Annotated in this window: 19 protein-coding genes, 2 tRNA genes and 1 other RNA gene; 6 read left to right on the forward strand and 16 right to left on the reverse strand. The window is 39.6% G+C overall.

The features are described 5' to 3' along the window. Positions 1-83 precede the first annotated feature (83 nt). The 4 genes from fusA to ACT53H_RS06115 form a co-directional block, all read right to left on the reverse strand. Positions 84-2222 carry an elongation factor G gene (fusA, locus tag ACT53H_RS06100; RefSeq protein ID WP_005303124.1) on the reverse strand — a complete coding sequence of 713 codons (2139 nt, stop codon included), beginning with the start codon at positions 2220-2222 and terminating at the stop codon, positions 84-86. Between the two features lie 177 nt (positions 2223-2399). Then, positions 2400-2870 carry a 30S ribosomal protein S7 gene (gene rpsG, locus ACT53H_RS06105; protein ID WP_004638185.1) on the reverse strand — a complete coding sequence of 157 codons (471 nt, stop codon included), beginning with the start codon at positions 2868-2870 and terminating at the stop codon, positions 2400-2402. 160 nt (positions 2871-3030) lie between these two features. Next, complete coding sequence (gene rpsL / locus ACT53H_RS06110; protein ID WP_002050319.1) at positions 3031-3405, reverse strand: 30S ribosomal protein S12; 375 nt, start codon at positions 3403-3405, stop codon at positions 3031-3033. 200 nt (positions 3406-3605) lie between these two features. After that, positions 3606-4925, reverse strand: coding sequence for an EcsC family protein (locus ACT53H_RS06115; protein WP_205668953.1), 1320 nt, complete (start codon positions 4923-4925; stop codon positions 3606-3608). Between the two features lie 300 nt (positions 4926-5225). Between ACT53H_RS06115 and ACT53H_RS06120 the strand changes: the two genes are divergently transcribed. From ACT53H_RS06120 to ACT53H_RS06140, 5 genes are all read left to right on the forward strand, one after another. Beyond that, on the forward strand, positions 5226-6455 hold the full coding sequence (locus tag ACT53H_RS06120; protein ID WP_004641618.1) for a beta-ketoacyl synthase N-terminal-like domain-containing protein: 1230 nt from the start codon (positions 5226-5228) through the stop codon (positions 6453-6455). A gap of 18 nt (positions 6456-6473) precedes the next feature. Continuing rightward, positions 6474-6926 carry a protoporphyrinogen oxidase HemJ gene (hemJ, locus tag ACT53H_RS06125; RefSeq protein WP_016142013.1) on the forward strand — a complete coding sequence of 151 codons (453 nt, stop codon included), beginning with the start codon at positions 6474-6476 and terminating at the stop codon, positions 6924-6926. Positions 6927-7087: 161 nt separating this feature from the next. Beyond that, on the forward strand, positions 7088-7648 hold the full coding sequence (locus ACT53H_RS06130) for a hypothetical protein (protein ID WP_004794167.1): 561 nt from the start codon (positions 7088-7090) through the stop codon (positions 7646-7648). 385 nt (positions 7649-8033) lie between these two features. Further along, a complete protein-coding gene (locus tag ACT53H_RS06135; RefSeq protein ID WP_151964566.1) occupies positions 8034-9659 on the forward strand; it encodes an NAD+ synthase in 1626 nt (541 codons plus the stop codon). Then, on the forward strand, positions 9652-10680 hold the full coding sequence (locus ACT53H_RS06140; protein WP_004794171.1) for a hypothetical protein: 1029 nt from the start codon (positions 9652-9654) through the stop codon (positions 10678-10680). Before ACT53H_RS06135 ends, ACT53H_RS06140 begins: the two co-directional genes overlap by 8 nt. Before the next feature lie 43 nt (positions 10681-10723). Here ACT53H_RS06140 and ACT53H_RS06145 read toward each other — a convergent pair. From ACT53H_RS06145 to ACT53H_RS06175, 7 genes are all read right to left on the reverse strand, one after another. Continuing rightward, positions 10724-10800: transfer RNA gene (locus tag ACT53H_RS06145), tRNA-Met, on the reverse strand. Positions 10801-10957: 157 nt separating this feature from the next. Beyond that, the gene (gene cntB, locus ACT53H_RS06150; protein ID WP_476008863.1) at positions 10958-11914 is read right to left on the reverse strand and encodes a carnitine monooxygenase, reductase subunit CntB; all 957 of its coding nucleotides are present in this window, start codon (positions 11912-11914) and stop codon (positions 10958-10960) included. A 47-nt stretch (positions 11915-11961) separates the two neighbouring features. Continuing rightward, the gene (locus ACT53H_RS06155; RefSeq protein ID WP_476008864.1) at positions 11962-13413 is read right to left on the reverse strand and encodes an NAD-dependent succinate-semialdehyde dehydrogenase; all 1452 of its coding nucleotides are present in this window, start codon (positions 13411-13413) and stop codon (positions 11962-11964) included. A 63-nt stretch (positions 13414-13476) separates the two neighbouring features. Then, the gene (cntA, locus tag ACT53H_RS06160) at positions 13477-14592 is read right to left on the reverse strand and encodes a carnitine monooxygenase subunit alpha (protein WP_174727519.1); all 1116 of its coding nucleotides are present in this window, start codon (positions 14590-14592) and stop codon (positions 13477-13479) included. Between the two features lie 42 nt (positions 14593-14634). Beyond that, on the reverse strand, positions 14635-15609 hold the full coding sequence (locus ACT53H_RS06165) for an alpha/beta hydrolase (RefSeq protein ID WP_476008865.1): 975 nt from the start codon (positions 15607-15609) through the stop codon (positions 14635-14637). A gap of 11 nt (positions 15610-15620) precedes the next feature. Beyond that, the gene (locus ACT53H_RS06170; protein ID WP_174727525.1) at positions 15621-17273 is read right to left on the reverse strand and encodes a BCCT family carnitine transporter; all 1653 of its coding nucleotides are present in this window, start codon (positions 17271-17273) and stop codon (positions 15621-15623) included. A 20-nt stretch (positions 17274-17293) separates the two neighbouring features. Beyond that, on the reverse strand, positions 17294-18406 hold the full coding sequence (locus ACT53H_RS06175) for a tartrate dehydrogenase (RefSeq protein WP_174727528.1): 1113 nt from the start codon (positions 18404-18406) through the stop codon (positions 17294-17296). A 103-nt stretch (positions 18407-18509) separates the two neighbouring features. Between ACT53H_RS06175 and ACT53H_RS06180 the strand changes: the two genes are divergently transcribed. Next, a complete protein-coding gene (locus tag ACT53H_RS06180) occupies positions 18510-19490 on the forward strand; it encodes a LysR family transcriptional regulator (RefSeq protein WP_130121079.1) in 981 nt (326 codons plus the stop codon). A gap of 54 nt (positions 19491-19544) precedes the next feature. Here the strand turns inward: ACT53H_RS06180 and ACT53H_RS06185 are convergent, their stop codons facing one another. The 5 genes from ACT53H_RS06185 to coaD all read right to left on the reverse strand — a co-directional run bounded on the left by ACT53H_RS06185 (position 19545) and on the right by coaD (position 22157). After that, positions 19545-20729, reverse strand: coding sequence for a porin (locus ACT53H_RS06185; RefSeq protein WP_476008866.1), 1185 nt, complete (start codon positions 20727-20729; stop codon positions 19545-19547). A 148-nt stretch (positions 20730-20877) separates the two neighbouring features. Continuing rightward, a tRNA-Met gene (locus ACT53H_RS06190) sits at positions 20878-20954 on the reverse strand. Positions 20955-21017: 63 nt separating this feature from the next. After that, positions 21018-21373: RNase P RNA component class A (gene rnpB / locus ACT53H_RS06195), an RNA gene on the reverse strand. Between the two features lie 27 nt (positions 21374-21400). Further along, the gene (locus tag ACT53H_RS06200) at positions 21401-21664 is read right to left on the reverse strand and encodes a YfhL family 4Fe-4S dicluster ferredoxin (protein WP_004794186.1); all 264 of its coding nucleotides are present in this window, start codon (positions 21662-21664) and stop codon (positions 21401-21403) included. Position 21665: 1 nt separating this feature from the next. Continuing rightward, positions 21666-22157: a pantetheine-phosphate adenylyltransferase gene (gene coaD, locus ACT53H_RS06205; RefSeq protein ID WP_004794188.1), complete on the reverse strand. Its 492-nt coding sequence runs from the start codon at positions 22155-22157 to the stop codon at positions 21666-21668. Positions 22158-22206: the final 49 nt, after the last annotated feature.

Raw genomic sequence — 22206 nt, forward strand, 5'->3', positions numbered from 1 at the left:
TTTATAAACTGCTCATGCAGGGTCACTGCACGAGCGCTTGGTTTTTAACTAAGAATTAGTTTGGGCTTATAGTAATCGAAAGATTACTCGTCGTCACCTTTTTTACCGCCAGTCTGGAACTTAGCGATGATGCCTTCAGCCACGTTACGTGGAGTTTCAGCGTATTTAGCGAATTCCATAGAATAAGTCGCACGACCTTGAGACATAGAACGCATTTGAGTCGCGTAACCAAACATCTCAGCCAATGGAACTTCTGCTTTAATTGCTTTAGTTCCACCAGGAAGATCATCCATACCTTGAACCATACCACGACGACGGTTTAAGTCACCCATGATATCGCCCATGTAGTCTTCTGGAGTTTCTACTTCAACTTTCATGATTGGTTCAAGAAGGATAGGATCAGCTTTCATGAAACCGTCACGGAAAGCGTATGAACCAGCCATTTTGAACGACAATTCATCAGAGTCGACATCATGGTAAGAACCATCGAATAATGTCGCTTTGATACCCACAACAGGGTAACCAGCCAATACACCATTCTTCATACGTTCTTGAATACCTTTGTCAACCGCGCCAAAGAATTCTTTAGGTACTACACCACCAACAACTTCTTCAACGAATTGGTATTCTTTACCAGCTTCTTCAACATCAAGCGGTTCAAGACGTACATATACGTGACCAAACTTACCTTTACCACCAGTTTGACGTACGAACTTACCTTCTTGTTCAACAGACTTTTTGATCGTTTCACGGTAAGCAACCATTGGTTTACCAATGTTCGCTTCAACACCGAATTCACGCTTCATACGGTCAACGATGATGTCAAGGTGAAGCTCACCCATACCAGCAATAATTGTTTGACCAGATTCTTCGTCTGTACGAACGCGGAACGATGGATCTTCTTTAGCCAAACGACCTAAAGCGATAGACATTTTTTCTTGGTCTGCTTTAGTTTTTGGTTCAACAGCCAATGAAATTACTGGCTCTGGGAATTCCATACGTTCAAGAGTAATGATGTTTTTCTCATCACATAATGTATCACCAGTAGTAACGTCTTTAAGACCTACACACGCTGCGATATCACCTGCACGGATTTCATCAAGATCTTGACGTTCGTTCGCATGCATTTGCACGATACGACCGATACGTTCACGCTTAGATTTAACTGGGTTATAAACCGGATCACCTTGTTTAAGAACACCAGAGTAAACACGTACGAATGTTAAGTTACCTACGAATTTGTCGTTCATGATTTTGAACGCAAGCGCAGAGAACGGAGCTTCGTCAGATGCTTCACGAGACGCTTTAGTTTCGTCTTTGTCGTCAAGGATACCTTCGATCGCTTTAACTTCTGTAGGTGATGGTAAGAATTCAATTACAGCATCCAACATACGTTGAACACCTTTGTTTTTGAACGCTGAACCACAAAGCATTACTTGAATTTCAGAAGCTAATGTACGAGCACGTAAACCTGCAATGATCTCTTCTTTAGAAAGATCACCTTCTTCAAGGTACTTGTCCATTAATTCTTCAGAAGCTTCAGCCGCAGCTTCAACCATTTTTGTACGCCATTCGTTAGACGTATCAACTAGGTCAGCTGGGATGTCAGCATATTCAAACTTCATACCTTGAGATGCTTCATCCCAGATAATCGCTTTCATTTCGATAAGGTCAACAACACCCTGGAATGTATCTTCAGCACCAATTGGCACAACGATAGGAACAGGATTACCACCTAAACGAGTTTTAACTTGCTCAACAGCACGGAAGAAGTTTGCACCAGTACGGTCCATCTTGTTCACGAATGCTAAACGAGGCACTTTATATTTGTTCGCTTGACGCCATACAGTTTCAGACTGAGGTTGTACACCACCTACAGCACAGTAAACCATGCACGCACCGTCAAGAACACGCATAGAACGTTCAACTTCGATTGTGAAGTCTACATGTCCCGGGGTGTCAATTACGTTGATACGGTGTTGTTCGAATTGGTTACCCATACCAGACCAGAAACAAGTTGTAGCAGCAGAGGTAATTGTAATACCACGCTCTTGCTCTTGTTCCATCCAGTCCATTGTTGCTGCACCGTCGTGTACTTCACCAATTTTGTGAGATACACCTGTGTAGAACAAAATACGTTCAGTTGTAGTTGTTTTACCTGCGTCAATGTGCGCAGAAATACCGATGTTACGGTAACGAGTAATTGGGGTTTGGCGAGCCATGATGTCTACATTCCTAAATGTTATATTTAAAACAGGACGCACCAATTAAATTGATGCGCGCGAATATCCAAACAGGCAACTTAAATACCTGCAAAGCTCCCACTTTGATAAAGAGCAATGTTGAATCGAGCTGCTGTACGCATGAATATTCTCCTGAATAAGGCCTGTTTTATCCGCTTAGAAACGGTAGTGAGAGAAGGCTTTGTTAGCTTCAGCCATACGGTGCACATCTTCACGTTTTTTGATTGCTGCACCTTTACCTTCAGCTGCATCAAGCAACTCACCAGCAAGACGTAAAGCCATCGTTTTTTCAGAACGCTTAGCAGCAGCATCTACTAACCAACGCATAGCTAAGGCAGTACGACGGGATGGGCGTACTTCCATAGGTACTTGATAAGTAGCACCACCAACACGGCGTGCTTTTACTTCAACCATAGGACGAACTTTTTCAAGAGTAGTCTCGAAAAATTCAACTGGGTCTACTTTGTTTTTTTCTTGAACACGTTCTAAAGCACCGTAAACGATACCTTCAGCAACAGATTTTTTACCATCTTGCATTACGTGGTTCATGAATTTAGCGATTGTTTGGCTGCTAAATTTTGGATCTGGAAGGATCTCACGAGCAGCGACTACGCGACGTCTTGGCATTTTAATACACCTAATAATATGACACTTCAGGATAATCCAGCAGTTTGTACAAGTGTCATGTACACGACGCTGGCCTTACTATACGTCGCTTGAATTACAAATCTATGAAGAATTCAAACAAGCGAAACGCTAAAGGGCTTATTGGACTAGTTTCCTAGAATTACTTCTTAGGACGCTTAGTACCGTATTTAGAACGTGATTGATTACGATCTTTAACACCAGCACAGTCTAATGAACCACGAACGGTATGGTAACGTACACCTGGTAAGTCTTTAACACGACCACCACGGATAAGAACAACACTGTGCTCTTGTAGGTTATGACCTTCACCACCGATGTAGCTAGATACTTCAAAACCTGAAGTTAAGCGAACACGGCAAACCTTACGCATAGCTGAGTTAGGTTTTTTAGGTGTAGTTGTATAAACACGTGTACAAACACCACGACGTTGTGGACAAGCCTTCAACGCAGGAACTTTGGATTTTTCAACCAAAGTCGTACGACCCTTACGGATCAACTGATTCGTTGTTGCCATATGGCAATTCTCCCGTTATTAAAAAACCTTAAAAAGAAAATACCTCTTTTTAAGGGCACATAATTGTAAGCTAAGATGCAAAAATGGTCAACACGGCAATACTTACCAAATGTTGACCATATCAATCTTTGACAGGATAACTTACAAATCTAAATAGAGTTTAAATCTTATTTTTAAACCTCTTATTTGTAAGCGTATTGTTAAGAGTATTTTTTATCATTCAACTCTTCTTCATCTTCCTCAGGAGTTAAAGCAGGTTTTTGCTCAGTATGCTCATGTTCCTCAACATGTTTATCAGCAAGTTGCTCGATACCTTGGTGAACATTTTCCTGAATTTTTTCTTCACTCTTTTTACTTTCTGTAGGCTTTAAAACAATAGATACTTTTGAAATGACATCATGGTTTTCTACTTTATGATGATGTGCGGCATGAATATTGCCATCTTCACCCACATTTAAAAGACGAGGACTAGCTTTCTGGATGAGCGTTACCGCAGCATAATAGGCCTGCAGCGGAGATAAATGCTCACTTGGATGTTCATTTAAATAATGTCTTGCCGCACCAAAAATGGCTTGTGCTTTATGACCAACATCTTCTTGTAGTTTCCAACTATATACGGCGCTTAAAACAGCACCAGCAACTGGTGTAACTTTGCCAAAGGCTGAAAGTTTAGGAATACGGTTTAACCACCCCCATTTAAACTCCCCATCTTCATCGACTAGCCAGTTCTTTAAAGTATCAAAATCGGTAGTTGAACCTAACACTTGCTGAAATTGATGAATATCTTGCGTTTCCAACATATTCCGTAATGTTTTTAAAGCTATCAATAAAGTTTGCTTTTCAGCAATCAGACTAATATCAACTTCTTTAAAGATAAACTCGACAACATCTTGGTCTGTAATTTCCAGAAGTTCAAAGCCATGTGATCTTCCTGTCTGATAAATCGTTCTTAAAACCAAGACAAGTGAAACAGGAATATCTACAGCAGCACCCACTACACCCGACACGCCTGTAATTGCACCTTGCACAGTTGCAATTAATTTATTTTGTTCGATAAGTGCCTGACTTAAACGTTGAGAACGACCCGTATCTTTAGTGAGCTCAAATAAATCTTTAGCACCCGCTTCTTCTAGGATTTTTTCAGTTAAGGTGCTTTTTGAACTAAAGTCATTCAGCCAATCAAATAAATAACCTGAGATTTTTTCATCCCAATCTGGGGAAAGAAATGTAGCCACACCATTTACTTTTGTAAAATGTCGCCCAAAGACCTGACGAGTTACTTTCGGCAATTGTTCTCGCAGCATTTGTTGAGGACTTTCATATTGCTCAACTTCAAATGGGCTTTTTGTTCTCGATTTTCCTTCAACTGTTTTCCCAGTTGGAATTGGTTCAATTACCTTACTGACGTCACCTGATTGGTTCTGTTGCAAGATACTCAATCCTGTAGAACTGAGCTTTTTAGCCACTCCGAAGACCTGAGAAAACAAATTGTCAGATTGATTATTATTAAATTTTGTCATCAAGTACCTCGATTTTTTAATTTATCTAATTAGACATAAATACTAGGTGGAATGTGGATTTATCTCAACTTGAATGTGTGTATTTTAGTTAACCCTAAATGCAACATACTATGTATTTAGTTATTTTTTTTAAATGTAAAATTGTCATAAAGATTTGCCATAAGAAATAAAAATCCTTTCTGCTATCATGTTAACAACGAAAAAACATGAGTCTTGTTTTCTTACAGCTATATTCTCCTATTCGTTTTCATAGCTGTTGATCACCATAGACTCTTAATATCACCATAAAGGGACCTGTAGATGAAACGTGTTGTAATCACTGGTATGGGTATTAACTCATGTATCGGTAACTCTTTAGAAGCAGTTACTCATTCACTTCAAAATGGAATCTCCGGGACACGTTTTAACCCAACTTATGCTGAACTCAATTTTAAAAGTCATGTGAGCGCTGCTGCAGAACAAGATTTTGATCATATTGACCGTAAGTTAAAACGCTTTATGGGCGTATGTGCAATGTACGCTTACAATGCTGCTGTAGCTGCTGTTGAACATGCAGGTCTTACTGCTGAGCAAATCGGTGGTAATCCACGTTACGGTATCGCAGGCGGTTCAGGTGGTGGTTCAACTGCATCTGTCGTTGAAATGACAGAGCTTTTAGAAACTAAAGGTGCACGTAAAGTAGGACCTTTCTTCGTACCACGCAACATGTCAAACACCATTACTGCAAACGTAGGTGTTGCATTCAAACTGCAAGGTATTGCTCATACAATTACAAGTGCTTGCGCAACTTCTGCTGACGCAATTGGTTATGCGTACAACCTTATTCAACTCGGCAAACAAGATCTTATGCTTGCTGGTGGTGGTGAAGAAGATCATTGGTCTCAAAGTTTATTGTTTGATGCAATGGGTGCACTTTGCTCAAAATATAATGAAACTCCAGAAACAGCATCTCGTCCATATTCAGCAGACCGTGATGGTTTTGTTATTGCTGGCGGTGGTGGTTTCGTAGTACTTGAATCACTTGAACACGCTCAAGCACGTGGTGCCAACATTTTAGCTGAAGTCGTTGGCTATGCTGCAAACAGCGATGGTGCAGACATGGTTGCTCCAAGCGGTGAAGGTGCTACACGTTGTGTATTAATGGCGCTTGAAGAAGCTAAGCAACATGGCGTAGATAAAATTGACTATGTAAATACACATGGTACATCTACTCCAGCTGGTGACATTACAGAACTTAAAGCAATGGAACGTGCATTTGGCGAAGGCAATGTACCCCCTCTTAGCTCAACTAAATCTATGACAGGTCATAGCTTAGGTGCAGCTGGTGTACAAGAAGCTATTTACTCTGTTCTAATGATGCAAAACGACTTTATTGCACCAAACATCAATGTAACTGAACTTGATGAAGGCGCAAAACCGTTTGATATCGTACTTGAAAAACGTGATGCAAAATTGAATACTGTAATGAGTAACAGTTTTGGCTTTGGCGGCGTTAACGCTTGCCTTATTTTCAAGAAGTGGGATGCATAATCCCACCTAGGATTATCGATGGATGCACCTTCTGATGCTTTTTTGTGGGTAAAAGCATTACATATTATTGCCGTGGTTTGTTGGTTCGCTGCTTTGTTCTACTTACCACGTCTATATGTTTATCATGCTATGAGTGAAGATGCTGCTAGTCATCAACGCTTTGAAGTAATGGAACGTAAGTTGTATCGTGGAATTATGTGGCCTTCTATGATTGCCACATTAATTACTGCTCATTTTCTTGTAGATTGGGGCGATGCAACTCGACATTATCATCAGGCAACATGGTTTTACCTTAAAGTTGGATTAGTCGCTTTGTTAGTCATCTACCATTTGGTATGTGGCTACTACCGTAAAAAACTTATCGGAAATGCTCACTATAAATCACATAAGTTCTGGCGCTTCTTTAATGAAATGCCGACCTTAATTTTATTTGCTGTTGTGATTTTAGTTGTCGTAAAGCCTCAGTTTTAACTGGGGCTTTTGCTTTTCTTATCCAAGAACTCTTTTATTCACAGCAATAAGAAAACTAGATCCATTTAAAGCTTTATCTTTTAAAACAGAATGATAAAACTAATGAATAACCACCCCTCTTTATTTCGCGATATCTAACCTATAGTATGCTAAAGAAATAGATGAACTCATTTAATGGCAAAGCTATGCTACTTTTTAATGCCTTTAAACGCTTAATTCGCAAACAATTTATTCTTCTTACACTTTTTATTTTCCGTCACTTAAAAAACTACCCAATTAGGCATTTGACTGCTCAAGAAAAAGTATTAGCACAAATGGTCTTTGGCGACATGCTCAATTGTGAGCAACCTAAAATTATTGCTACTCGCTACCTTCCTTGGCAGTCTTACGGTATTTTTATGGCTCCAAACGGAAATATTTATGTCAATCTTTCCGATTACAGTGAAAATTATGCTCTAGAATCTAGATTTATGCAGGGTATTTTTATTCACGAACTCACTCATGTCATGCAGTATCAAAAAGGTATTCATGTACTACTTAAAGGCGCCTTGCTGCAATCAGCCTATTATCTGAGCTTTAAAAGTTACAACCCCTATAAATATACCTACTCTCCCCACAAGGCTTTTAGCTCTTATAACATTGAACAACAAGGTGAAATTGCCCGTGACATTTGCTCCGGAAAAATCCCCAATATCATCTGTTCACCTCAACTTGATTTGTAACTAAATAATCAATCTAGCTTTGAACGTAACATTTCTTGCTTAATGTAAATGAGAATTCTTATAAATCAGAAATACCTATCTAGACGCTGAAATCGTACTTATTCATTTCAAATTATTGAAAAAAATATAGAAGACTTATTCCAAATTAGCTTGTGATAAGGCAGTATACAAACAATAAAAATAATGAAGCCTGTTTCTATTCTATACAGAAAATCTCGTTATTTTTACGCAGAAAATATGTGATTGGTATATATTATTGATCTTGACATTTTTGTTTACTATTTTAATTGTTTAATATCGTATCATACACATCGTTGAAAAATTATATCCATAAAAATCAACACTATGTGTATCTATATTCGTTATGATCTAGGATTAGGTTTGAATGAAAAGTTTTAAAGTTGCCCTTGCTCAGTTTTCTCCGCATATTGGCAATATTGACTCAAACACCAAAAAGATGATTGAGCAAGTAAATCAGGCGAAAAAACAAAACGCTGACCTGATTATTTTTCCCGAGCTTTCTGTTATTGGTTATCCAGCTGAAGACTTATTGCTACGTCCAAATTTAAATAAACGTATGCAAAAGGCTTTTGCTCAACTTGCCGAAGTTAAAGATATTGTCATGGTTTTCGGATTTGTGAACCAGACAGAAGATGGTCAACGTTATAATTCTGCTGCTGTCATGAAAGACGGTCAAGTTCTGGGTGTTTTTAACAAACACAATTTACCAAACTATGGCGTCTTTGATGAAAAACGTTATTTCCAAAAAGGAAATCAGCATTTGGTGTTTGAATATCTTGGACATAAGTTTGGCGTATTGATTTGCGAAGATATCTGGTCAATTAATACTGTAAAACAGTTAAGCCAATTAAATGTTGATACTGTTCTTGTATTAAATGCATCGCCATACGAAGTCGGTAAACCTCAGCACCGTACACAAACCTTGAGTGAACTTGCAAAACAACTTCACCTCAACATTGTGTACGTTAACCAAGTGGGCGGACAAGATGATTTAATTTTTGATGGCACAAGTTTTGTCAGCAATAAAGATGGTGGAATTGCTTTACAAGCACCAAGCTTTAAAGAAGACCTCTACATCGCTGAATTTGATCCAAAAAACAAAGCATTTAAAGTCACAGAATCAGCTCCTGCTTTAGAAACATTTGCAGAGATCTATCAAGGTTTAGTTCTGGCAACACGTGACTATGTAGAGCGTTCAGGTTTCCCCGGTGTAATTTTAGGTTTATCTGGCGGTATTGATTCTGCCCTTACACTTGCTATTGCTGTTGATGCAATTGGTGCAGAAAAAGTACAAGCCGTAATGATGCCTTATACTTATACTTCCCAAATTAGTGTAGAAGATGCGGCAGAACAAGCTCGTCGTATGGGTGTAACTTTTGGTATTGCTGAAATACATTCAGTTGTAAATAGCTTTATGCAAACCTTGTATCCTTTCTTTGGTAACTCACCAGCAGATGCGACCGAAGAGAACTTGCAAGCGCGCGCACGTGGCACTTTACTCATGGGCTTATCAAATAAATTTGGTAATTTAGTACTCGCTACTGGCAACAAGTCTGAGCTTTCAGTTGGCTACTGTACACTTTACGGTGATATGGTTGGTGGCTTTGCAGTTCTAAAAGATGTTTATAAAACTATCGTGTTTGAATTAGCAAAATACCGTAATAGCTTAAGTGAAACTCCTGTTATTCCTGAACGTGTTATTACTCGCCCACCTTCAGCAGAACTTCGCCCAGACCAAAAAGACCAAGACTCTTTACCAGCATATGATGTATTGGATGCCATTCTTTACGCATACATTGAAGAAGATTTAAGTCAGGCAGATATTATTGCCAAAGGTTTTGATAAAGAAGTAGTTGAAAAAGTTATCCGTTTAGTTGATCGTAATGAATACAAACGTCGTCAAGGCGCGATTGGGCCGAGGATTACTTCTCGTGCATTTAGTCGTGAACGACGTTATCCGATTGTCAACGGTTGGACAGCGAATGACTGAGCAGGAAAACTCATCAAAAACTACAGCACTTGCTCAAGCACTTTTGCTTGAGCAGGTGGAATTTTTCAAAAAACAATTATCTATAGAAAACTCACCTATTTATTTCCAGCAGTTCATTCAACTGTTTATGCAACATGCTGACGAAATAAAACTTCATGAAGTTGTTGATTTAGAGCAACTACAAGCCGTTGTGAAACGTTATGCTTTTGAAATGCAGCTAGGTGCTGGCTTACTTGAGTTTATTGGGGAAATTGCGCAGCGTATTTATCTATCTGCCATGAAGTCTCCAATTCAGCTACAAGATTTGGTATCTGACCACCAATTTGAAATGTGGCTCTCCAAATTTTTAGAAATGGAACATATTCCTCTTTATCTCAATCAGTTTTTAAGAAGCAGTCCTTCTGTACAACAACTTTGCCAATACATTGCAACTTCAACATTAGAACAAAAATTACCAAAATTTCTAAGCGCATCTAGAGTTGATGACTATCACTTTGAATGGCAACACAAACTCAAAAAATTCTCCTTTCTACAGCAACAACGTCTTGAGCATAAACTTGAAACTTGGATTGCCAGCTTTATTCATGAGCAACTCACAGAATTAAGTCTTTTATCGAGTGAAGATTTAGAAAGCCTAGTACGCCATGTGTGGGAAGATATTAGATATAAAAAAATGTATGAGTTTATGAAGCAACTCACTCCTCTCGATGTTGAAGAGTTTTTTGTTTTAATTTACGAATACTGGAAAGAATTACGCCAATCGCAATTCATGCAAGATCTGATTTTGTATGGTGTCGAAGTTTTTTATGACTTTTATAAAGACCAGAGTTTATTTGAAGTATTAAGTGAGATTGGTTTAACCGAAAGCGACTTACAAACTGAAGCTTTACGTTTTTATCCGAAGGTTATGAATGCCTTTAATGAACACGGTATTTTAGAACCGTTATTACAAACGCTTTTAGCTCCTTTTTATCAAAGCTCAAAAACACTCGATACGATTGAAAAACATTTTAATATGTAAAAAGCAGATAAAAAGAAACCATGCATGAGCATGGTTTTTAAAATGGTGGCTATGACGAGACTTGAACTTGTGACCCCCGCATTATGAGTGCGGTGCTCTAACCAACTGAGCTACATAGCCGTAAACTGTGTGCGCATTATCTATAGTTCTGTATAGCAGGTCAAGAGTTCAAAACCACTAAATCCCATCAAATGAACAAATAAGATTCAGATCATCATTATTTGTTCATTTTTTAGCAAATTTATACTTTAAACAATTGATCAACCAAAGAAATATATTAGAGATCTAATACCAGTTTTTTTCCTTTTGATCTTGATACACAAATCATCATGCTCTTTTGTGAAGCCTTTTCTGCATCACTGAGATATTGATCGAAATGCTCTGCTTCACCTTCTAAAATAGCAGTTTCACATGTACCGCAAACCCCTTCGCGACATAAACATTCCACATCAATATTTAATGTTTCGATGGCTTGTAAAATGGTCTGGTTACTTTGTACTTCAATTTCCTGTTTAGACTTAGCAAGTACCACTGTAAACGCTTCACCATCTTCTGGAACTGTTGAAGCAAATTGTTCCCAGTGGATATATTCATCGCGGTAACGATGCTTATTACAGCAATCAATCACAGCATCAATCATAGGTTTCGGCCCACAGACATAGACATGTGTACCTTTAGGTTGTGATGAAATCAGTTCATCCAAATTTAATGCGCAACCTTCTGAGTCAACATAACTAAACACATGATCAGCATGTTTCTGCTTTAACTCATTTAACAAAGCCGCGTGTTCAGGTGAACGGTAGGCATAATGTAGCTCAAACTCAGCACCACGTGCTGCAAGCTCATCCATTTGTGGCAAGAATGGTGTAATGCCAATACCACCTGCAATTAAAATATGTTTATTGCCTGTTTCAGCTAATGGAAATAAATTTTTTGGTTCTGAAATCTGAATTTCACAGCCTTCATTACACTGATCATGCATGAAAATCGAACCGCCCTTACCTTCCACATCCTTACGAACACAGACTTGGTAAGTCGATAAATCTTGTGTACAACTCATCAATGAATACGCATTTGAAAGCTGTTCATTCATTTTGACAATAATATGGCTTCCCCCACTAAATCGAGGAAAGTTCTGCCCATCTTGACGTTTGAACGTAAACCGTTTGATTAAAGGGGTTAGCTGCTCCACATGAGTAACAACTGCTGGGAACATTTCATAATGACTAGCCATATTAGAATCCTTCTTTTACCGCATATTCTTGTTGTTAGGGCTTATCCTTAAAGCCCTAAACACATATATTTAATGGTCATGAACTCTTCAAGACCATACTTTGAGCCTTCACGTCCGACACCTGATTGCTTTACACCACCAAATGGTACAACTTCATTTGAAATTGCTGTGGCATTCATACCGACCATTCCATATTCAAGCTGTTCTGACACTCGCCATAAACGTGAAATATTTTCGCTATAAACATACGCTGCCAAACCAAAAATGGTGTCATTGGCCTGAGCAACAACATCAGCTTCATCTGTAAAGCGAATGAGCGGCGCAACTGGACCAAAAATTTCTTCTTGGACAATTTCCATCGTACGGTCAACGTTAGTTAAAACCGATGGCTCATAGAAGGTTTGACCTAAAGCATGTTGTTTACCGCCACAAGCAATTTTAGCTCCTTTACTGACTGCCTCATCAATCAATTGCTGTGCTTTCAAAACTGCTTTTTCATTAATTAATGGGCCAATTTGCACGCCATCTTCAAGTCCATTACCGACTTTAAACTTTTGTACTTCTTGAACAAACTTCTCAGCAAAAGCTTGATAAATATTGTCATGTACATAAATACGGTTAGCACAAACGCAAGTTTGGCCCGCATTACGGAACTTAGCAAAAATTGCACCTTGTACAGCTTTATCCAAATCTGCATCATCAAATACAATCAGTGGTGCATTACCACCTAACTCAAGCGCTAATTTTTTAATAGTGCTTGAACACTGCTGCATCAGTAGGCGTCCCACTGGCGTTGAGCCAGTAAAGGTCAATTTCTTCACTTTTTCATGTGAAGTAAATACAGAACCAATTTCTTGAGATTTACCAGTCACAACATTAAACACACCAGCCGGAATACCTGCTTTTTCTGCAAGTTTCGCAATCGCTAATGCGCAGTAAGGCGTTTCATTTGCTGGCTTAATGACAACCGTACATCCTGCTGCTAAAGCCGGCGCTGCTTTACGGGTAATCATGGCGATTGGGAAATTCCACGGCGTAATAGCAGCCACAACACCTACAGGTTCTTTACTAATAATAAAACGCTGCTGATTATTGACGGTTGGAATCACATCGCCATAAATACGTTTGCCTTCTTCGGCAAACCATTGAATAAATGATGCTGCATAACGCACCTCACCTTTCGCTTCTGCCAAAGGTTTTCCTTGCTCAATGGTCATGATTAAAGCAAGTTCATCGGTATGATCGAGAACAAGTTTGTACCAAGCCAATAAAATATCTGCACGGTTTTGAGCGGTCAAAGCCTTCCAGCTTTGCAAAGCAGTATAAGCAGCTTCAACTGCTTGTGTAGCTTCAGCCTCTCCCATATTTGGAATTGTGCCAATTTCTTCGCCTGTAGCTGGGTTACTTACCGGAACCGTTGCATTTGACTGTGCAGCTAGCCATTGCCCGTTAATATAGGCGTGTTGCTGAAATAATTCAGTGCTTTGTAAACTCGACATATCATCTTCCTAACTGAAGAATCAGGTGTAAGTCATCTTTACACCTGAATAAATCCATTTGTTTTATTTGTGATGCTGCGCCACTAAATTTTGGAAGTAAGCAATACCATGCTCACTAATTCCTGAGCGTTGCTTGTCAGTCATGATACGGCCTTGACCACGATAACCACGTGATTTCAAACCACGTTGTACGCTTTCGACTAAGTTCAAATCTTCAGGGCGGAATACATTGCGATACCACTCAATCAAATCTTTCTGATCTTGAGTAAGTTCTTCGTTCGTGAAGTAAATATCGTAATGTTGCAAAGTCGTTTCTGCATCAACTGGAAATTCATAGATCACAGTCATGAAGTTGCTACCCGGTGGTACGTTGAACATTGTGCAAGGCCAAGTCCAGAAACCATGAAACTCAGGATCAGTTACCGATGGATCAAGCTTAAATGACTTCTCAGATGAGCGAGCAAAGCCATATTGCAATGTCCAGTTTTGATGTGTTGTGTGCCAATATTTATCAACTTGTACCGAGTCAGCAAAGCCAGGATGCGCTGGTCCACAGTGATAGCACTCTAGATAGTTATCAACAATTACTTTCCAGTTTGCCGGCGTTTCTGTCACAAAACGTGCTGCCAATTTCAAATCTTTAATTACGCTACATGCTTGATTTAAACGTTCAGCAAATTCCGGAAGTTGGTCTTCTACACATGTCGCATTTTCATCCATATTAATGAAAACAAAGCCGGCATATTCCTCAACTTTTAAAGGCACCATGCTTGAGTTTTCTTTATCGAAAGATTCAACATGGTCACAGTTACGTGCCAAAGCTAAACTACCATCTAGCTTAAAAGTCCAAGCATGATATGGGCAGGTAATTACATTTTTTGCTTTACCACTGCCACTTAAAAGCTCATGACCACGGTGTGGACATACATTATAAAACGCACGTAAAACGCTATCTTTACCACGAATGATGACAATATTTTCACCAATTACTTTACGGGTAATATAGTCATTCGGTTGTGCCAATTCACTGCCATGTGCAACACAAATCCAGCTTTTAGCAAAGATTGCTTCTTTCTCATGCTCAAAAACTTGCGATGAAGTATAGAAAATTTTAGGAAAAGTCCATGCAACATCTGGGTTTGCGCAAAAATCCTCAGGTAATTTTTCAACTGCACTCATGTTATTACTCCATTAAATTCTTTTCGTCCAAATGACTCGATATTAAATTGATGTCTTTTCGACACTGCCAAACATGCGACGTATCGCACTCAGCATGTTTTGATATAACTGTTGAACTTCTGGGCAATCACGCATGAGACGTAAACTGCCATGTAATAAACCTTTGCCTAAATGGAACTCACTCGAAATTCCTGCTTGTTCCAATTTTTGGGTAAGGAAATAACCGTCATCACTTAAAGGGTCATATTCTGCAACGGCTACAAAACTGGCAGGCATATCTGAAAAATCAGTTGCCAATAAAGGTGCTATTCGTAAATCCTGCCAATCTTGAGAGTTAGGTGCATATTCCTTTAAATAAAAATGCATACCTTCCGTTGTTAATAACGGCGCATGGGCATACTTTTGTGCGGCTGGTGTATCAAGTGCTGTAGTTAAACACGGATAAACCAAAGTCAGTCCTTGAGCTTGTAAACCACTATACTGTAGATACACTGCAAGGGCTGCTGCCAAGTTACCGCCTGCACTATCGCCTGCTAGAACGATATTTTCGCTATCAATCTGCCAAGCTGAACCATGCTTTTTAAGCCATTGATAAACTGCTAAACAATCTTTAAAAGCTGCTGGAAAACGATGCTCTGGTGCCATGCGGTAATCTACGCTAATGACAACTGCATTTAAGTCCTGACACAAATAGCTGGTAATAAACTCATGTGAATCGAGCCCGCCAACCATCCAACCGCCGCCATGTAAATACAACACACACGGCCAACCAGTTTCAGGTCGATTTGTTTTTGGTAAATACACGCGAACAGGAACTTGATGCTCATCATTTGCCACAACTCGATCTTCTACTTCGATCTTGCCATCACGTGGCAAAGTGTAGTGTCGACACATCGCGTCATAGGCCGCACGGACTGAGTCAATATCTGCATCTGCTGGTGAATAAATGCTGCTCCAATACACAAGGCTTTGCATTTCTTCACTTAAGGCATAAGTGGTTTGTTCATGTGTAGTCATTACCGTTCCCTCTAGCTGGTTTTTCTGTCCAGTTTGATTGAGCTTGCAAGCTCAAGCTGCATCCGTTTTGCATGTTCATCTTGAGACTGGTTTAAACCAATTTCTTGCTCATCATAACCTTGTTGTTCAATTAAATGCGATGGGACTTTGGCATAATCCTGAATCAGCCATTTCACTAAGCCATAGGTTTGAATCAGAATAATCACGATGAATGGTAAAGCCGTCACAATGGTTGCCGTTTTCATGGTGTCCAAAGGTGCTTTACTAAAGATCATGGCAATTGGAACTAAAGTCAGCATGACACACCAGAACAGACGTGCATTTGGCGATGGATCTTGCCCTTCACTTAAACCACGTGTACATGTTGCTGAAACCGCATAGCCTACTGCATCCATGTGTGCTGCCAAAAACACCACCATAATGCCGAGGAAAATCCACATCATTAGCTTTCCGGCAGGTAACAGGCTAAGCAATTGGCCAATCGCAACCTCACCACCTTGTTGGCTTAAGATTTGCGGTACATTTACAGCCCCATGAATAAAGCTATAAACACTGTAGTTTTCAAACACACCAAAGATGAACCAAAGACCGACACTACCGCCAATCACCATGGCAAAGATCACTTCTTTAATGGTACGGCCTTTCGAAACACGCGTTACAAACAGTGCCACACCCGGTGCATATGAAATCCACCACAACCAGTAAAATACAGTCCATTCACGGGTAAACTTGCCATCACCCATTGGGTCGGTAAACAGGCTCATATCAACAAAGTTGGTTGCCATTAACCCGAAACTCATTAATGAATTATTCAAAATGAATTGAGTCGGACCAAAGCAAAGTACATAAATTGCAAATAACACAACACCTAAGCACACCAAATGGCTTAAACGCTGCATACCTTTGTCCATACCAACGTAAGAGCTAAGCGCAAACACAACCGAGACACCCAAAATAATGATGACCTTGGTCATAAAGGTATTTGGGATACCTGTGAGCTGAGACAAAATATTGGTAAATGTCACGGCAGTGAGTACCAACGAAATCGTCAGAGCACCAAACATGCAAAGCAAGAACATGAGGTCGACTAAGCGTCCAACCACGCCGGTTGATTTAAAGCCTGTTACAGCCTCAATCACGGATGCCAAACTTAAACCTTTGTTTTTTCTCACATGGTAGCTGTAGCACAAAGAAATTGATGCCAATGCATAAATTGCCCAAGCACTTAAACCTGAATGAAAAAACGAGTACGCCACACTATATTTCAATGCTTCTGCTGACTCAGGCGGTAAACTCAAACCCGGAGTTTGATAATAGTAAGCCCAGTCCAAGAAGCCCCAGTACAGTGTAGAAGACCCAATACCTGACAAGATGAACATAAAAATCCATGACATTGTGGTGTATTGAGGCTTTCCCTCACCCAGTTTAATTTTTCCGTATTTACTAAAGGCCAAGCCAAAAGTAAAAATGATAGCTAAAAAAGCAAACAGTAATACTGGTGTTGTAAACATCGATGTGGTCCACTGCATCCATGTTGCAGCAATCTTGATCGACTCTTGCGAATAAATTGCCAAACCAGCAACTGAAATAAATACAAACAGTAAGCTGGTTACGGCAAGAACTTTATCCGTATAAATTTTTGTGTTTTGATTATCCATATCCATACATCCATTTTTGGATGGCGTTATTCCATAGCGAACACGTCCATTTTAATTTGGGCTACACACGATGCAATTGCATCTCCTACCTCATAAGTTTTTGCCTCACCGCCAATATCAGCTGTTTTTGGCCCATTAATTAATACATTCTCAATCGCCTGCATAATGTCCTGACCTGCTTGAATGCAGCGTTCGTCTTCTTCACCAAAGAATTCGAACATCATGGCACCCGACCAAATCGCAGCGATTGGATTGGCAATTTGTTTACCGTAAATATCTGGTGCTGAACCATGGACTGGTTCAAACAGTGATGGGAATTTTCTTTCTGGGTTTAAATTTGCCGAAGCAGCCAAACCAATGGTTCCCGTACATGCAGGCCCTAAATCAGAAAGAATGTCGCCAAATAAATTCGATGCCACAACCACATCAAAACGCTCAGGTTGCAAAACAAAACGAGCCGCTAAAATATCAACGTGCTGTTTATCAGCCTGAATTTGTGGATATTGTTTTGCCATTGCGTCAACGCGTTCATCCCAGTACGGCATACTGACGGCAATACCATTTGATTTGGTCGCTGCGGTAATTTTTTTCGCATCACGTTGATTTGCAAACTCAAATGCGTAACGCAAAATGCGATCTACACCATGACGTGTAAATACAGCCTCTTGTAAAACAAACTCGCGGTCTGTTCCTTCAAAAGCTTTACCACCAATGGCTGAGTATTCACCTTCACTGTTTTCACGAACCACGTAAAAATCGATATCGCCCGGTTTTTTACCTACCAATGGACATTTCACACCAGGCATTAAGCGCACTGGACGTAAATTCACATATTGGTCAAAACCACGACGGAACTGGAGCAGCGAACCCCAAAGTGAAATATGGTCAGGCACTTTATCCGGCCAGCCTACAGCGCCAAAATAGATCGCATCGTAACCTTGCAAGGTTTCAAACCAGTCATCTGGCATCATTTTGCCGTGCTCAAGGTAGTAATCGCAGCTTGCCCAATCGAAAGCATCTAACTGAAGCTCAATGCCATGCTTCTCTGCCGCTGCCTTTACAACCTTAATGCCTTCTGGTAGAACTTCTAAACCAATGCCATCGCCTGCAATCGTGGCAACTTTATATCTTTTTGCCATAAGCTTCCTTCACACCTTCGACTAATATCCTTGTATGGCTTAAACATGATGTTTTAAGCAAAAATGATCAATAACGGAACTATCACTCCAATGGACACGGATCGTGAACAATCTACCTAACCTATCGGATTTAAAGGTTTTTTGCACAGTCGCCAAACTCAAAAGTTTTGTCGAATCTGCTGAGGAACTCGGGACATCGCCAGCTTTTATTAGCAAGCGAATTAATATTTTAGAAAACACGTTAAGCTGCAAACTCTTTCATCGCAGCACGCGTCATGTCAGCCTAACGGAAGATGGCAAACTCATCCTTGAAAGAGTTTCAAATATTCTTGAAGAATTTGATGAAGTCTGTGAACTGGTTAATAACCCGCTTAGTACGCCTACAGGTCGTATGGATATTATTAGTAGCTTTGGTTTTGGCAGAAAGCATATCGCCCCAATTCTATCTAAATTAATGATGCTTTATCCAAAGCTTCAAATTCATTTTGACACCATCGACAATACTAAAGACCTGATTCAACACAGTATTGATTTGGATATTAGAATTGGTAATGAAATTGCTCCAAACATGATTGCGAAGAAGTTAGCTTCTAATTTTCGAATTTTGTGTGCAGCACCGAGTTATTTACTTAAACATGGTGTACCAGACAGCATTGAAGATTTGCAAACGCATGATTGTTTGACGATTAGTGAACGTGATCAATCTTCTGTGCTATGGAAATTTAGACATACTTCTGAAGATGTCTCAGTCCATGTCAAACCACGCTTTGTTTCAAATAACGGCGAAATTATTCATCAACTTGCTATTGAAGGCCACGGTATTATTTTCCGCTCTATTTGGGATGTTGCTGATGAATTAATTACAGGACAACTGCAACACATTTTGCCTGAGTATTGGCAAGATGCAGATGTTTGGGCTGTTTATCCATCACGGCTAAAAAGCTCATCTAAATTACAAACTTGTATTTTGTTTATTCAAAATGAATTACTCAATCGCTTACAACATGTGCAAAACTTAAACCGAGGACAGTTAATTTCACCTGCTGTTAAACGAGAACCACCACCAGAAAAAGTATTTCTATAAAAAAAGCCCTAAGTGAGGCCTATTCACTTAGGGCAATAAATGATTTTTTAAATTTTAGAAATAATATCCAATTGAGAGATAAAACAATTTATCCCAATCATTACTACTACCCTGTGCAAGGCCATCCGCCCCACCACCTACCATTGGGTCATTTTTACTCATGATATATTCCCCCTGAATACCAATCGCTTTGTAGTTAAAATAAACCCCAGCAATTAAACGTTCTGAATTTTTATATCCATCCTCATCTTTAAAAAAGCGGCTATGAGAGATGTAAGGCTTAATATTTGTAAGTTGATGGAATGGCTGAGCAAAGGTGTAATTAATTTCATTGACCAAATATTTACCCTTGTTAGCCACTTGATATGGATAATCAAATGCTCCAATCGTTGAACTATTTGGAAATAAATCATCGCCATTGGTCACATCTTGTTTACCTGCCAAGAACATCCATTGCCATGCTTGATATTGCGTTTGAGCAAAAACGTTCCAAGACTTACGGTGTCCATCTACATCTGTTCTTTTATTTTCTAAATCAGAATACCAAACCGAACCACCCACCTCTGTCGAAATTTTTTGAGCTTGATTAATTTCAAATTTTCTAGATGCTCTCGCAATCCACATATTTTTTTCTTCAATATTGGTACCTGTACTTAAATCATCAGCTTCAACAAAGTTACCACTGTAACGGCTTGAGTCTTTTGAAGTTCCCTTATAATTTCCACCATCAGTTGGATAGAACCCTAAGGTCAAATTATATTTATCATCTGCAAATTTATATTTGATCCCTAGATTATCTATATCTTCTAAACCCACTGTATTTAAAAGTGTTTCGTAATAACTACTTCCCCAAAATTCGCCAAAACCAAAATCAACGGGTTGCAAACCAGCCGTAATTCTCTGCTGGTCAGATAACTTATAACCTACCCATGCTTTTTTTAGAAAAATTGCATCGCATAAGCGATCATATTGATAACAACGAGCATCCGCCCCTGCAATCCAAACTGGATTTTCATAACCTAACACTAATTTAATATCAGTTAGCCGCCAGTCATCATTTTGAGAACCTTCATTTGCATCAACCACATAATCTTTATGCAAATATCGGGAGCGTACCGCGCCAGAAATTTTAAATTGACCCGAGTCTAAAGTTGGAGCGCCCCAACTCATATCAGCCGCAGAAACTTGAACTCCCGCCGTTAAACTTAAAATCCCTAAAAATAATAATGACCTTTTCATGTCTTCAACATCCTTGTTAAGTGTTATAAGAACATGAAGAAATTGACGTAGACAAACAATGCCACAACTATAAAGTCGGTCTTTACAAACTGTGTTTAATCAAAAAACGAGCATAAAAAAAGACCACGCAGGAGCGTGGTCTATAAAATGGTGGCTATGACGAGACTTGAACTTGTGACCCCCGCATTATGAGTGCGGTGCTCTAACCAACTGAGCTACATAGCCGAAAACTGTGCGCGCATTATCTTAGTTTCTTTAATGCACGTCAAGAAAAATTTTAAATAAATTAGGTGAAGTGAGCCTATAAGCCGGGTTCTGTCGAGGATGGTCATTCCTCTAGGCGTACAATCACTCATACGCTCAAGCGACCTACCCGAATCCAGTACGGGCCGTACCTCAGGATTCCTATTTGGTCTTGCTTCTGGTGGGGTTTACCATGCCGTGAACTGTTACCAGACACGCGGTGCGCTCTTACCGCACCCTTTCACCCTTACCTCACGAATGAGGCGGTCTACTCTCTGCTGCACTTTCCGTCGGCTTTCACCGCCCAGGCGTTACCTGGCACCCTGCCCTATGAAGCCCGGACTTTCCTCCCCTGCTTCAGTCACGAAGACCTCCACAGCAGCGACCATCCAGCTCACCTCAGGGGCGCATATTAACAAATTTATTTACTAATTGCTCGTGCTTTTTTGAGCAATTAATTTTTTATATTTGTCGAAGAGCTGTTCTTCTGTTTCCTCATGCTGTGGATCTTTAGGAATACAATCTACAGGACAAAACAACTGACATTGCGGTTGGTCATGATGACCAACGCACTCAGTACACAAATCTGGATGAATTTCATAAATCACCTCACCCATAAAAATTGCTTCATTCGGGCAAACTGGTTCACAAACATCACAGTTTATGCATTCATCGGTGATATATAACGACACGTTACCAACCTTGTTGATGTTTACGTTCAAAGGCCTCAACCACAGCTTGCGGAACAAACTTGGTTACATCCCCTTTTAAACGAGCAATTTCCCGAATCAATGTCGAAGAAATAAATGAATACTGCTCAGATGGTGTTAAAAACACCGCTTCAAAATGTGGGTCAAGTTGACGGTTCATATTAGCCAATTGAAATTCATATTCAAAATCAGAAACCGCTCTTAAACCACGAAGTACTGCTGTTGCCTTTTGTTCTTTAAAAAAATTAACCAGTAAACCATCAAAGCCTACAAACTCAACATTTGAGAGGTGACCTAAAGATGATTGTGCAAGTTCAACTCTCTCTTCTAAACTGAACAAAGGATTTTTATGATGTCCAATTGCAATCGCTACTACAACCTCATCAAACATTCTTGATGCTCTAGTAACTAAATCAACGTGTCCATTCGTGATGGGGTCAAATGTTCCAGGATAAATTACACGCGTTTTAGACATCCGCTAGTACTCTAATTGTATTGTGAACCTATTTTAGCAAAAGTTATAC

The sequence above is a fragment of the Acinetobacter sp. DMC2 genome, from assembly GCF_056314305.1.